Below are 11,911 nucleotides of genomic sequence, written 5' to 3' on the forward strand. Positions count from 1 at the left end.
CGATCTGCTGTGCCCAGGGTGGAACGGGCCGCCGCTCTCGGCTTGAACCGCTGGCACCAGCGATTGAATCCGAGTCGCGCAAGAGGGTGAGAGACGGGTTTCGGGCGCGGAGTCTACGAAGCGGTGCCTTGCTGCGTTGCAGGCGGAGCAGCTGGCGTCCGTGCAAAGCGGCAGTGGGGCGAGGGGAAGTGGCCGTCACAGGCACTTCCCCTCGCCCCACCTGTTTTCAGGTCCCGGCCCTCAGTCCAGGGACACGACCCATTCGCCGGCGCGCATCAGAGGCACACGCCCGCCGTCCTTGGTCAGGCCATCCACATCGGTCTGCGGGGTGCCGATCATCCAGTCCACGTGAATCAGGCTCTCGGCGTTACCGCCTGCCGCGCGCAGGGTGTCCGCATCCGTGCCGCCCTGCACGTTGGTGGGGTAGCAGCGGCCCAGGGCAATGTGGCTGGCGGCGTTTTCGTCGAACAGGGTGTTGTAGAACAGCGTCCCAGTGCGCGCCACCGGCGCCGAGGCGGGTACCAGGGCCACCTCGCCCAGGCGCGCGGCGCCTTCGTCGGTCTCGATCAGCTGGCGTAGGGTGGCTTCGCCGCTCTCGGCGCTGAACTCGGCCACGCGCCCGGCTTCAAAGCGCACCCGGATGCCTTCAATGAGCTGACCCCGGGCACTCAGCGGCTTGCTGGCCACCGCCCAGCCGTCCACGCGCTCCCGGTGCGGGGCGGTGAACACCTCGTCGGTGGGCAGGTTGGGCACGGCGCGAATGCCGTTCTGGGCGGTTTCGGCGCCGCCCTGCCACACATGGTTCTCGGCCAGCCCCACCGTCAGGTCGGTGCCCAGGTCGCTTTTCAGATGCAGGGCGGCGTACTGCTGGCGGTTCAGAAAGTCGGTCAGGCGTTCCAGGCGCGTGGTGTGCTCGGCCCAGGCGGCCACCGGGTCGGGCAGATCGGCGCGCGTGACCGTGAAAATGTCCTGCCACAGCCGCGCCACGGCGTCACCTTTGGGCAGGTCCGGGTATACGCGCGCCGCCCAGGCGGGAGTGGCCATGGCCGCCACCGTCCAGTTCACCTGAAAGGCGCCCGTGGCCTCGCTGACCCGGCGCATGGCCTGGGCCATCAGGCGACTGCGGGTGGCAATGCGGCCAGGGTCCACGCCCGCCAGCAGCGCGGGATCCTCGCCCACAATGGCAATGGAGGCGTAACCGTCTTCCACCATCGCCTCGCGCTCGCGCGCCGCCCATTCGGGGACAAAGGCCACGGCCTCGTCGCAGCCCTCCTCGAACAGGGCCAGGGCGAGGTGGGGGTCGTCGTACACCACGCGCACGTCGGCCGCACCTGCGCGGTAGGCGGCGCGCGCCACCAGCCGGGCCAGGGCGGTGGCCTCCACCGGGGCAGTCACGCGCACCTTGCCGCCGGGCTGCAGGTTGACCCCGGTGTGCACCAGCAACTCGGCGTAGCGGGCCAGCAGGGTGTCGAAGGAAGGCGCAGTCTGGGTCATGCCGCCCACTCTAGCGGGGCCCGGCTGACTGGGGCGGGTCGTCCAGGGCCGGGCGCCAGTACACCCCGGCCTCACGCGCCAGCACGCCCAGCCCCACCATCTCGCGGCGCAGGGTGAACACGTCGCCATACACCTCGCCCAGCACGGCGTTGACCTCGCGCTCGGGGTAGCGGCGGCCCGGCTCGAACAGCCCGGCCAGTTCGTGCAGAATCACGTCGCGCTTCTTGCGCTGCGCGGGCAGGGTGCTCAGGCGGCCGTCTTTGAAAAAGGCCCGCAACACGCGGTCACGGTAGGGGTCGGCGCTCTGGGGGGGCGGCGCGGCGCCGCGCACCACGTCGCCCAGATTCAGGTTCAGGGCCGCCACCTGCGCGCGGTGCAGGCGGTGGTGGCCGTCCTGGCGCGTGGCGATCAGCCCGGCCTCGGCCAGTTGCGCGAGGTGATGGCTCACCGTGGCGGGCGCCAGATTCATCAGGCGGGCCAGGGCGTCGCCGCTGGCCTCCTGGGTCCAGATCAGGCGCAGCATGCCCAGACGGGCGGGGTGCCCCAGCGCCCGGAACAGGGTCGCGCGGGCGGCCAGATCGGCGCTCATGGCTGGCCCGGGCGGGGCCAGGGCCGGGCGCCGTGGGCCACCAGATGCGCGGCGGCGTAGATCTCCAGTGTGGCGTTCAGGGTGTCCAGCCGCGCCTGCGCCTTGGCTGTGGCCGCCCCATCGCCTGCTGCCCGTGCCAGCCGCACATCGCGCTCGGCGTTGGTCTGCAGGCCCTGCACAATGCGCTGAAAAACCTCATTCATCTTCTCCTGGCTCATTTCGATCCTCCTCGAATCATTGTGGAAGATTCGAAGAGCGTCGAAATGCAGAGAATGGCTTAGCGGGATGGGGGCATGGGAAGGGATCAGGGGCATTCACGGCGCTGGGGTGAAGCGGGACAGCTGATATGGAACTCAATGGATTGCGCAGCCGTCCGAGCCTCGCGGTGGCCCCCTCACCCTTCCGTCGCTCCGCTCCTCCTTCCCTCTCCCACCAGGGGAGAGGGGAACACGGCAAGCGATCACGAGAGAAGCAAGTCCTGTTCAGCCCGTGTGAAAACGGGGAAGAGCGGCGGCGTTCCCCCAGCCCTTCGAGCCGCGAAAAGGCCGTCCTCACCGGCTCTGACTGCCTCATCTGGGCTCTCCTGCCCACCAGAGGTTGTCCCTTGGTCTTCTGCCCTCTCACCAGCCCTCGATCTGCCGGCCAGCCTCAAACGCTGCCACTCCCACCGCCACTGAGAGGTTCAGGCTGCGCCCACCGCCGGGCTGGGGCAGTTTCACCCGGGGCAGGGCATCGCGCAGCCACGCGGGCAGGCCGCGCGATTCGGGGCCGAACAGCAGGTAATCGCCGCGCACAAAGCCCGCGCGGGTGTGCAGGTCCGTGGCGTGGGTGCTGAAGGCAAACACCCGCGCCCCCGGGGGCAGGGCGCCCTGAAAGGCCGTCCAGCTGGCGTGTTCGTGCAGGGTCACGCCCTGCAGGTAATCCATGACTGCGCGGCGGAATTCGCGGTCGTGCAGGTGAAAGCCAAAGGGGCGAATCAGGTGCAGTTCGGCGCCCAGCACCGCGCAGGTGCGGGCCACGTTGCCCACGTTCCCCGCCTTTTCCGGCTCGAACAGGACAATGTGGAGCAGCGGGGGGCTCTCACTCACCCGGCCACCAGCAGCACGGTGGCGCGCGCCTGCACGTGGTCTGGGGCCAGTCCCTCGGAGGTCTTGAAGCTCACGCCCACCTCGGTTTCAGGCAGCTGCAGCAGCTCGGCCATGCGCTGGGCCATCGCCGCGCGCAGGGGGCCCAGCTTGGGGCGGTCCAGGGTGACCACCAGCGCGGCGTTGGCGGGGCGGTAGCCGCGTGCCCGCACCAGTTCCAGGGCGCGCGCCAGGATCACGGCCGAATCCAGGCCCTGCCACTCGGCGGCGGTGTCGGGGAAATACTGCCCAATGTCGCCCAGCGCCAGCCCCGACAGCAGGGCGTCGGCCAGGGCGTGCAGGGCCGCGTCGCCGTCGCTGTGGGCCACGGCGCCGGCGGGCGCGTGCGGCACGGGCACGCCGCCCAGCACCAGCGTCCGGCCCGCTTCCAGCCGGTGGGCGTCTTCTCCGTAGCCGATGCGGTAGGGCAGCGCAGACATGGCCCGGAGTGTAGCGCGGCCGTTAACGCTGCCGTAACGCGCCCTGCGCGACGCTGCGGGCCACAGGGGGAGACGCCGAAAATGATGCACCTGGATGACGATTTGTTCGAGCACCTGCCGCTGCCGGCTGTGCACTGGACCCCGGGCCACCCGGCCCGGCTCAACCGCGCTTTTACGCGCGCCTTTGGCCTGGGCCCGCTGCCCCTGCCACTGCTGGACCGACCCGACGGCGCCCACCACACCCGGCTGTCCACCCCGAACGGCGAGGCGCGCATCTGCCGCCTGCTGCTGCGCACCCTGCCCGGTGGCGACCGCCTGGGCGTGATTGAAGACGTGCACGACTACCACGCCGATCCCCTGACCCGCCTGCCGGACCGCCGCGCCCTGCTGCTGGACGCCGAACAGGGCGCCCCGGTCACGCTGGCCCTGCTGGACATTGACGGGCTGGCCCGCGTGAACCACCGCGCCGGGCACGCGGCGGGCGACGCCGCGCTGCACGCCCTGGCCGAACACCTGAAGCGGGCCGCCCGGCACTGGCCGGCGCAGGCCTACCGGCTGGGCGGGGGTGCCTTTGTGCTGTGCTCGCCGCACCTGCTGGTGCCCGGGCATTTCAGCCCGCTGCAGGACGCTTTTGCGGGGTCCCTGGCGGCGTTCGGGGTGCGCCGGGCCACCTTCTCGTTTGGGCTGGCGCACGCCCCGCAAGACGGCACCACCCTGGCTGAACTGCTGGCCCACGCCGAACGCCGCGTGCAGCGCAGTCAGCGTGCCGGGGGGGGCGGGCTGGCCGCCGAACTGGTTCACCTGCTGCGCCACACCCGCCTGGGTGGCCCCTCTGATTCGCGCCGCACGCCGTTGGTGCGGGTCTGAGCCGCGTGGCCGCCCCCCCCCAGCCCCTAGCCTCTGGCCCGGCGGGCCGCACGCCCCGGCGCCGCGCCCTGCCCCCAGCCGACCTGGGCCCGCTGTGCACGCACGGCGATCACCTGTACGTGGAGACCCGGCGCGGCCCACTGCCGCTGTACCGTTTTTTGCCGCTGCAGGCGGCGGTGCTGTGCGGCGAGCGCGTGCCCTACGCCGCCGACTGGCCCGAGCACCTGAAGCTGTTCGTGTATACCTACGTGCCGCTGCCCGGTCCCCGGCCCGCCCCCGCCGCCCTGGCCCCCCTGATGGGCGTGCAGGCGCGCGACGCCCACGGCCTGCGCCCCTGGCCCCAGGCCACCTATCAGGGCTGGCCGCTGTACCTCTACGCCTACGATCAGCCGGGGGGCGCGCCGCTGGGGGCCGCCGCCCACCTGTTCGCCCCGGTGCCCGCCACCCAGTTGCCCCTGCCGTTCCCCGGCGCCGAGCAGCAGGGCCCCTGAGCGAGAGGGCGCGCCCCCTTTGCGCCCACCGCCCCCCAGCGCCTGCCCCCGTAAGGAGACCCCATGTCCATCCAGAGTCCGCTGAACTTTCTGGCCCTCACCACCTTTGAAGGGCGCCTGTACGCCGTGAGTCAGGCAGGCGAGCCGCTGGCCCTGTACGTGTTCGCGCCGCTGGCCCAGGCCTACGAGGGCCAGTACGAGGTGCCCTTTGCGCCCCACTGGCCGCGCTACAACGAGGCCTTTGTGCTGCAGTACGTGCCCATGCCCATGCTGCCCCCCGAACAGCTGCCCGACGCGCTGGAACCGGACATCACCAGCCAGGAGCGTCCCGGCGACCCGGTGCGGCCCTGGGTGCAGATGCTCTACCAGGGCTGGCCGCTGTACTACGTGCAGGGCCAGAAGGCCAGCGCCGCCAGCGACGTGCAGCCCGCCATGTTTCAGCCGGCGGTGGTGGGCATGGCGCCGCCGGACGGAGGGGCGAGTGCCGGCACCCCCGCTCCGGCGGCCCAGGAACGCGGCGATGTGGTGCTGCCGGGGCCTTTCCTGGGGCCCTGAAGCCCGCGCCAGTGCAGCCGGCAGGGTGAGGCGGGCCGTGTGCGGGGAGGGCTGCTGATCTTGGTGCCCAGAGCGGGAGCTGGAAGGGCGCTGAGACAGGGTGAATGACCAGCACACACAGCGGAACTGGGGCAGGGCAAAGACGTCTTTCTGGCTGAAAGTCGAACGGGCCGCCCCAGTCAGGGCGTTGACCCCTACGCACTGGGCTTAAGGCGCTGGGCTCAGGGTGCTGGGCTCAAACCAGACCGGAGGCCACGGGCACGCCGCCCCGTGGCCTCCAACTTCCTTCTCACTGTCCCTACGGCGCCGCCAATCGGTGGCCCAGCGCCGGGGTGGCCGGGGCCCAACTGCCCAGGCGCCCCAGGCACCCGTGGGCAAACCCCACCGCCTGCGCCATCTGTTCCCGGCGCCGGGCCCGCGCGGCGCGGTGCTGGGCCAGCAGCAGCCCAAACAGCGCGGCGTCGGTTCCGCAGGGCAGCCCGGCGGCGCCCGCCACCTGCTCGGCTGCGACCCAGCCGTGAAAGTAAGCCACGCTGGCCACGTCCCACGCGGCCGGCACGCAGGCGGCGTCCCCAAAATCCAGCAGGGCCGCCAGCCGCCCGCCGCGCCACACCAGCTGCCCGGCGTGCAGGTCGGTGTGGCAGACCCGCGTGGGGCCCTGGGCCACCCGGCGCAGGTCCTCGGCGCGGCGGGCCAGTGGGGCGTGCAGGGCGGGGTCAGCCTGCACCAGCGGCTGACGGTCCAGCGGCACGGTCCCGAACGGCCACGCCTCTGGCAGGCGCGAGCGCACCCCAGCTTCCGGGTCCGGCGCCTGGCCCTGCAGCAGGTCGGGGCGGTCGGTCAGCAGGCCGTGCCCGCTGCGGGGCAGGGCGTGCAGCACCCGCAGGGCGTGGCCCAGGTCGGCCCAGCCGCTGTCGCTGGGGGGCTGCAGGTCGCCCGTCATCAGGATGTCCACGCAGTAGGCCTGCTCGCCGCGCAGTACTCCTGCCGCCAGGACCGGTGGCACCGGCACCCCCTGGGCGGCCAGCCGCCGCTGCAGCAGGGCCTGCACGCCCAGCCGCGCCTCCGGGCCCAGCGCGAGGCGGGCCACCCGCCGCCCGTCGGTAAAGGCCACGCAGGTCGCGCCGCGTGAGAGCGGCTGCGCCCCCAGGCCCAGCAGGGCGCGGGCATCAAGTAGGGCCTGCGCCTCAGCGAGCATGAAGCACCGCCGGCCGCTGGAGATCTATGTAGTCCAGCACCACGCCCGCGTGGGCCTCCGGGGTCGCGGCGGCGAAATACAGGCGGTGCCCCTCCACGTAGCGGCGGTTGCTGGGCGCAGCGGGGTCCGGTGATCCGTATCCTGGGCCCCGCGCCGCGCCCCGGGGCACCGAGACCTCGAACGGCACCCGCAGAAACACCGAGTCGTCCCAAAAGGCCCGCAGCTCCGGCCGGTGCAGGAACAGACCGTCCATGATCAGCAGGCTGCCGGGTACGGCGGTCTGGGCCGGCAGCGCCAGCGGTTCGTCGCGCTCCACATCGAAGACCGCCGGGCGGTACTGCAAACCTCCGCCCGGCGAGAGGGGCACCAGCAGTTCCCGGCGCAGGGCGTCCAGATCGTACGAGTCCTCGTAGAAGCCCTGGGGCGAGGTCCGGCCCTGGCGGTCGCGCATGGCGCGGGGATGGTGAAAATGGTCGGCGCTGGCGCGGATCACCGCGCGGCCCCGGGCCCGCAACTCGCGGTCCAGCCCACCAGCCAGTGTGGTCTTGCCAGCGCCGTCCACGCCGTCAATCGCCACGCGCCGCACCGGGCACGCCGGTGGCCCGGCCAGTCGGCTCACCAGCCACGACAACAGCTCCTGCCGGGTCGCGTGGGCCCGCAGGTTTGCAGAAGGCGCGCGCATCAGATTTTCAGGTCGCCTTTCTCCGTGACGTTCAGGCCCTGGGCCACCTCGCGCGAGGCCTGCTGGCGCTCGCGGTCCAGGTAGGTCTGGGCCTGGGCCACCTCGCGGTCCAGCACCGTCATCGTTTCGCGGAAGCGGTCCAGGGCCTGCTGGCGGTAGGCGCTGATGGCGTCCAGGGCGCCGTACACGTCGCGGAAGGCCGCCTGGATAATCTGCGGGTCCACCGTGGCGCTGCCCGCCTGCCGCTGAATCTCGGTGCTCTGCTGTTTCAGCAGCTGCGCCGTGGAGCCGATCATCTTGCCGGTGGTGTCGTTCAGGGCCGTGACCTGCCCCAGCACCGCCTGCTGGGTGCCCAGCGCCTGCGAGACCATCAGGGCCGTCTTCAGGGCGCTCACCGTGGTGGTGGTGGCGCGGTCCACGCCCTTGATCAGTTCCAGGTTGTTGCGCCGCACGAGGTCCAGGGCCAGATACCCCTGAATGCTCACCGCCAGCTGGGTCAGCAGGTCGGTCACGCGCTGTCGCACGGCAAAGAGCAGCTCCTCGCTGACCATCCGGGCTTTTTCGGGGTCGGTGGCCTGCAGGTCGTGCAGGCGCTGGGTCAGGGCTTCATCCACCGCCTTGCCCACATGGGCGTACTGGCGCAGCTTCTGCATGGTGTCCCACAGATGCACCTTCTCGGTTTCAATGGTGGCGTTGTCGCGCCGCAGTTCGTCCTGGCCCCGGTACAGCGCTTCCAGAATGCCGTTGAGGTGGCTCTGGGCACTCTGGTACTTGTCGAGGTGGTTTTGCACCTTGCGCCCGCCCGGCAGTTTGCCAAACAGGCGCCGGGGCGTGGGCGCGCGGCTGGGGTCCAGGTCTTCCACCGTGCGGCGCAGATCGGTCAGGCCGCGCAGGATGTCGCTGCCTTCGGCCAGGGCGCCCGCGCGGGTGGCGCGCAGGGGGCGGTCCAGCATGCGGTTGCTGCTCTGGGCGGCGGCGCGCTGTTCGGGCAGCCCCAGTTCGTGCACGGCGTCCAGCTTGCGCTTGAAGTCGGGGGTGTGGGTGCCCGCCGAGAGGACCTCCTGGGCAAAGGCCTGCGCCATCTGCTCCAGGCGGGCGCGGTCCTCGGGCGACAGGGGCACCATCTCGGGGGCCTCCTGGGCCTGCACGGGGGGCACGGCCTCCGGCGCGCGAAGCATCGAATCGGGGGGCGTCAGCGGGCCGCGAGGATCACTCATGCCCCCCATTACGCCGCGCGGCGGCGCGCGGTTGCATCCGGCAAAAGGCGCAGTGCCCGGCGGGGCCTTCAGGACGACAGCGGCAGCGCCAGCCGTTTAAAGCGGCAGTCCTGCCAGAACTTCACGAAATGGTCCACCTGTGCCAGAAAGCCCGGGAAATCCTTGCTTTTGACCATGTAGGAGCTGGCAAACAGGTTGTACGCCTGCGCCACGTCCTCGGGGTTGTCGGAGGTGGAGAGGATCACCACGGGCAGGTGGCGTAGGCCCCGGTCGGCGCGGATGGCCTCAATGACCTCAAAGCCGCTCATGCGCGGCATGTTCAGGTCCAGCATCACCACGTCGGGCAGCAGGCGGCCTGGGGTACGCAGCCACGCCAGCGCTTCGACCCCGTCCTCGCACAGGCTGATCTGCACGGCGTCGGCGTGTTCGTCAAACGCCTCCTGGGCCAGCAGGCGGTCGGCTGGATCATCATCGATCAGCAGAACATGCAGACGCCGGAAAGATGTGCTGGTCATGGGATAAGGCAGTGTAGCGGCTACACCAAGCCTTCAGGTTTGCGGCCCTCACACTCTCAAGGCGCCTTTATGTTTCTCAATTGCCGATCAGTTCAGGATCAGGAAGCTGAAGAAGAGTTCGCGGGTGTGGTGAGCAACTGTGGTGTCCGCCGGGTCCCACACACCCTACCCTGGCTCCTGTGACCCCCGCCCCTCTTCTTCTGCGTGGGCGCCAGCCCGCCGATCTGCCGGTGCTGTGGCGCTGGATGCACCAGGAACGTTCGCCCGCGTGGCAGCAGTGGGACGCGCCGTATTTCCATTCGGGCCGCCCACCCTCTGACCTGATCCTGGAGGCGTATATGGAGCGCGCCAACGCCCAGCCCCCGAATCCCCACCTGCGCATTCTCGACCTGGGCGGCCAGTGCATCGGCCAGGTGTCGCGGAGCGAGGAAGCGCCCGCAGGCGGCGGGTGGTGGGACCTGGGCATCCTGATTTTCGACCCGGCGTATTGGGGCGGCGGGCTGGGCACCCAGGCGCTGCGGCTGTGGACGGCTGCCACGTTTGCCGGAACAGAGGCGCAGGTGCTCACCCTGACCACCTGGGGCGGTAACGAGCGCCTGATCCGCGCTGGGGAGCGTGCTGGCTACCACGAATGCGCCCGCATTCCCCAGGCCCGGCGGTGGCAGGGCCAGCGCTGGGACAGCGTGAAGCTGGCCTGCCTGCGGCCCGACGAGCCCGCCGGCCAACCGGCGGTCCAGATGGGCCAACCATGAAAAAGTGCCCCCTGATTTCACCCTGACCGTAGCGGGTATGCTGACCGCATGACCATTCCCCCCGAGGTGCTGCGCGAGACCCAGGCCCGTTTCGAGACCCGGCAGGCGCAGCGCCGCGCGCGGTTGCAGCGCCTGGACCTGCCGGGCGTTGCCGCCGATACGCCCGAGCGGGTGGCGGCCCGGCTGGCCCGCGTGGGGGTGCCGCTGCCCGACGCCCAGGCCCTGGCCAGCGGTGAGGCCGAGCCCGCGCAGGTGGCCGCGCGCCTGCCGCCCGGCCCCCGGCAGAGCCTGGAGCGGCTGCTGGGCCGCAACGATCTGGTGGGGGTGGCCTACCTGGAACTGGCGCGGCAGGCGGCCGATGCGGTGGCGCGGCTGGTGCTGCTGGACGCCCGGGGGCGCCCGGCCGGCTACGGCACCGGCTGGCTGTGCAGCCCGCAGGTGCTGGTAACCAACCACCATGTCCTGCCTGACCCCGGGGACGCCCGCACGGCACAGGCGGAATTTGGGTACGAGCTGCGCCCCGACGGCACCCTGCGGGAGCGCGTGACCCTGGCCCTGGACCCGGACACCCTTTTCATCACCAGCGAGGCGCTGGATTACACCCTGGTGGCGGTGCGGGGCGACACGCACGCCTACGGCTACCTGCCCCTGCTGGACGCCCCGGACAAGCACATGGTGGGCGAGGCCCTGAGCATCATTCAGCACCCCGGCGGCGAGCCTAAGCAGGTGGCGCTGCGCGAAAACCGCCTTGTGGACCGCCTGCCGGATTTCCTGCACTACGAGACCGACACCGCCCCCGGCAGCAGCGGCAGCCCGGTGTTCAACGACGCCTGGGAGGTGGTGGCGCTGCATCACAGCGGCGTGCCGCGCACCGACGCCCAGGGCCGGGTGCTGCGCCGCGACGGCCGCCCCGCCGCCCCCGGCGACCCGGATACCGAACTGGACTGGATGGCCAACGAGGGCGTGCGCATCAGCCGCCTGATCGCGGACCTGCGGGCCCGCCCGGAAGCGGCCTCGCCCCTGGTGAGCGCGCTGCTGAATGCCCCCCGCCCGGTCCGGGAGCGTGCGGGGGTCGGGGGTGCGCCGGGCGGCGCCCTGAACCTGGGCACCGTCACCCCGGGCGCCGATGGCACCGTGAGCCTGCCCGTCACCCTGAGCCTGCGGGTGGCCGCGCCGCCCCCCACCCCCGAGGACCGCCCGTACCTGGACCCGGCTGACCCGGGGCACGCAGCGGCCTACTACCAGGGCATAGGGGAGACCCTGGCCCCCGCCGAGCGTTTTGCCGCGCTGAGTGCGCTGCTCTCGCGCAGCCACACCCGGCCGCTGGTGTACGACCCCGCCCAGCACCTGTACCCCTGGGTGGACCTGTGGCCGGACGGGCAACTGCGCAGCCTGTATTCCGGCCGGGTGCACAGCCCCGCCGAACTGATCGCCGCCGACCGCATGGCCGCCGAGCGCCGTGCCCGGCTGGCCGCCCAGGAGGGCCTGAGCACCGAGGCCCTGGAAGAGGCCCTGCCCTACAACTGCGAGCACGTGGTGCCGCAAAGCTGGTTTGGCCGCCGCGAACCCATGCGCGGCGATCTGCACCACCTCTTTGCCTGCGAACCCGCCTGCAATTCCTTCCGGGGCAACACCCCCTACGCCGATTTTCCCGACCATGACGAGGTGGTGCGCAGTGACTGCGGGCGGCGCGAAGTGGGCGAATTCGAGCCGGCCGCTGGCAAGGGCGCCGCCGCCCGCGCCACGCTGTACTTTCTGCTGCGCTATCCCGGCGCCGTGCACCCCTACGCCCCCCGGCACCTGGACACGCTGCTGGCGTGGCACGCCGCGCAGCCCCCCGGCGACTGGGAACGGCACCGCAACGCGGCGATTTTCGCCCTGCAGGGCAACCGCAACCCGCTGATTGACCACCCAGCCTGGGGGGCGGGGATCGAGTTCGCCGCCGGGCTGGGGCGGTAAGGCCCCCCACAGGGGCCCCCGGCGCATT

At 71.7% G+C, this 11,911-nt stretch carries 14 protein-coding genes; 5 read left to right on the forward strand and 9 right to left on the reverse strand.

Annotated elements, in window-relative coordinates; genetic code table 11:
• Positions 1-240 precede the first annotated feature (240 nt).
• The 5 genes from KMW22_RS07365 to ispF form a co-directional block, all read right to left on the reverse strand.
• Positions 241-1,494, reverse strand: a complete 1,254-nt coding sequence (locus KMW22_RS07365) for an aminopeptidase (RefSeq protein WP_221089388.1) — start codon at positions 1,492-1,494, stop codon at positions 241-243.
• A gap of 10 nt (positions 1,495-1,504) precedes the next feature.
• Positions 1,505-2,083 (reverse strand): DUF2087 domain-containing protein, encoded by a 579-nt coding sequence (locus KMW22_RS07370; protein ID WP_221089389.1) that lies wholly within the window; start codon positions 2,081-2,083, stop codon positions 1,505-1,507.
• Positions 2,080-2,301: a hypothetical protein gene (locus KMW22_RS07375; protein ID WP_224605000.1), complete on the reverse strand. Its 222-nt coding sequence runs from the start codon at positions 2,299-2,301 to the stop codon at positions 2,080-2,082. Before KMW22_RS07375 ends, KMW22_RS07370 begins: the two co-directional genes overlap by 4 nt.
• A gap of 402 nt (positions 2,302-2,703) precedes the next feature.
• Positions 2,704-3,171: a tRNA (cytidine(34)-2'-O)-methyltransferase gene (locus KMW22_RS07380; protein WP_328774625.1), complete on the reverse strand. Its 468-nt coding sequence runs from the start codon at positions 3,169-3,171 to the stop codon at positions 2,704-2,706.
• Positions 3,168-3,647, reverse strand: coding sequence for a 2-C-methyl-D-erythritol 2,4-cyclodiphosphate synthase (gene ispF, locus KMW22_RS07385; protein ID WP_221089390.1), 480 nt, complete (start codon positions 3,645-3,647; stop codon positions 3,168-3,170). The genes KMW22_RS07380 and ispF overlap by 4 nt, the downstream gene beginning before the upstream one ends.
• An 81-nt stretch (positions 3,648-3,728) precedes the next feature.
• On the opposite strand from ispF, the gene KMW22_RS07390 reads away from it, so the two are divergent.
• From KMW22_RS07390 to KMW22_RS07400, 3 genes are all read left to right on the forward strand, one after another.
• Positions 3,729-4,514 carry a GGDEF domain-containing protein gene (locus KMW22_RS07390; protein WP_221089391.1) on the forward strand — a complete coding sequence of 262 codons (786 nt, stop codon included), beginning with the start codon at positions 3,729-3,731 and terminating at the stop codon, positions 4,512-4,514.
• A gap of 5 nt (positions 4,515-4,519) precedes the next feature.
• The gene (locus KMW22_RS07395) at positions 4,520-5,005 is read left to right on the forward strand and encodes a COG4315 family predicted lipoprotein (RefSeq protein WP_221089392.1); all 486 of its coding nucleotides are present in this window, start codon (positions 4,520-4,522) and stop codon (positions 5,003-5,005) included.
• Between the two features lie 63 nt (positions 5,006-5,068).
• Positions 5,069-5,560 carry a hypothetical protein gene (locus KMW22_RS07400; RefSeq protein WP_221089393.1) on the forward strand — a complete coding sequence of 164 codons (492 nt, stop codon included), beginning with the start codon at positions 5,069-5,071 and terminating at the stop codon, positions 5,558-5,560.
• Between the two features lie 298 nt (positions 5,561-5,858).
• Here the strand turns inward: KMW22_RS07400 and KMW22_RS07405 are convergent, their stop codons facing one another.
• From KMW22_RS07405 to KMW22_RS07420, 4 genes are all read right to left on the reverse strand, one after another.
• Positions 5,859-6,758: an aminoglycoside phosphotransferase family protein gene (locus tag KMW22_RS07405; protein ID WP_221089394.1), complete on the reverse strand. Its 900-nt coding sequence runs from the start codon at positions 6,756-6,758 to the stop codon at positions 5,859-5,861.
• A complete protein-coding gene (locus KMW22_RS07410) occupies positions 6,748-7,440 on the reverse strand; it encodes a nucleoside/nucleotide kinase family protein (protein WP_235692746.1) in 693 nt (230 codons plus the stop codon). Before KMW22_RS07410 ends, KMW22_RS07405 begins: the two co-directional genes overlap by 11 nt.
• Positions 7,440-8,657, reverse strand: coding sequence for a toxic anion resistance protein (locus KMW22_RS07415; RefSeq protein ID WP_221089395.1), 1,218 nt, complete (start codon positions 8,655-8,657; stop codon positions 7,440-7,442). The genes KMW22_RS07410 and KMW22_RS07415 overlap by 1 nt, the downstream gene beginning before the upstream one ends.
• Before the next feature lie 68 nt (positions 8,658-8,725).
• Positions 8,726-9,172 (reverse strand): response regulator, encoded by a 447-nt coding sequence (locus KMW22_RS07420; protein WP_221089396.1) that lies wholly within the window; start codon positions 9,170-9,172, stop codon positions 8,726-8,728.
• Between the two features lie 179 nt (positions 9,173-9,351).
• On the opposite strand from KMW22_RS07420, the gene KMW22_RS07425 reads away from it, so the two are divergent.
• Both KMW22_RS07425 and KMW22_RS07430 read left to right on the forward strand, forming a co-directional pair.
• Positions 9,352-9,924, forward strand: a complete 573-nt coding sequence (locus KMW22_RS07425) for a GNAT family N-acetyltransferase (RefSeq protein ID WP_221089397.1) — start codon at positions 9,352-9,354, stop codon at positions 9,922-9,924.
• A gap of 48 nt (positions 9,925-9,972) precedes the next feature.
• On the forward strand, positions 9,973-11,883 hold the full coding sequence (locus KMW22_RS07430; RefSeq protein ID WP_221089398.1) for an endonuclease: 1,911 nt from the start codon (positions 9,973-9,975) through the stop codon (positions 11,881-11,883).
• The last annotated feature ends 28 nt before the right edge of the window (positions 11,884-11,911 follow it).

The organism is Deinococcus aquaedulcis (assembly GCF_019693445.1).
Lineage (GTDB): Bacteria > Deinococcota > Deinococci > Deinococcales > Deinococcaceae > Deinococcus > Deinococcus aquaedulcis.

Coding starts and splice junctions, on each gene's coding strand:
- KMW22_RS07400 (WP_221089393.1), top strand. CDS start 5,069: ATGTCCATCCAGAGTCCGCTGAACTTTCTGGCCCTCACCACCTTTGAA.
- KMW22_RS07365 (WP_221089388.1), bottom strand. CDS start 1,494: ATGACCCAGACTGCGCCTTCCTTCGACACCCTGCTGGCCCGCTACGCC.
- KMW22_RS07370 (WP_221089389.1), bottom strand. CDS start 2,083: ATGAGCGCCGATCTGGCCGCCCGCGCGACCCTGTTCCGGGCGCTGGGG.
- KMW22_RS07390 (WP_221089391.1), top strand. CDS start 3,729: ATGATGCACCTGGATGACGATTTGTTCGAGCACCTGCCGCTGCCGGCT.
- KMW22_RS07415 (WP_221089395.1), bottom strand. CDS start 8,657: ATGAGTGATCCTCGCGGCCCGCTGACGCCCCCCGATTCGATGCTTCGC.
- KMW22_RS07430 (WP_221089398.1), top strand. CDS start 9,973: ATGACCATTCCCCCCGAGGTGCTGCGCGAGACCCAGGCCCGTTTCGAG.
- KMW22_RS07375 (WP_224605000.1), bottom strand. CDS start 2,301: ATGAGCCAGGAGAAGATGAATGAGGTTTTTCAGCGCATTGTGCAGGGC.
- KMW22_RS07410 (WP_235692746.1), bottom strand. CDS start 7,440: ATGCGCGCGCCTTCTGCAAACCTGCGGGCCCACGCGACCCGGCAGGAG.
- KMW22_RS07405 (WP_221089394.1), bottom strand. CDS start 6,758: ATGCTCGCTGAGGCGCAGGCCCTACTTGATGCCCGCGCCCTGCTGGGC.
- ispF (WP_221089390.1), bottom strand. CDS start 3,647: ATGTCTGCGCTGCCCTACCGCATCGGCTACGGAGAAGACGCCCACCGG.
- KMW22_RS07420 (WP_221089396.1), bottom strand. CDS start 9,172: ATGACCAGCACATCTTTCCGGCGTCTGCATGTTCTGCTGATCGATGAT.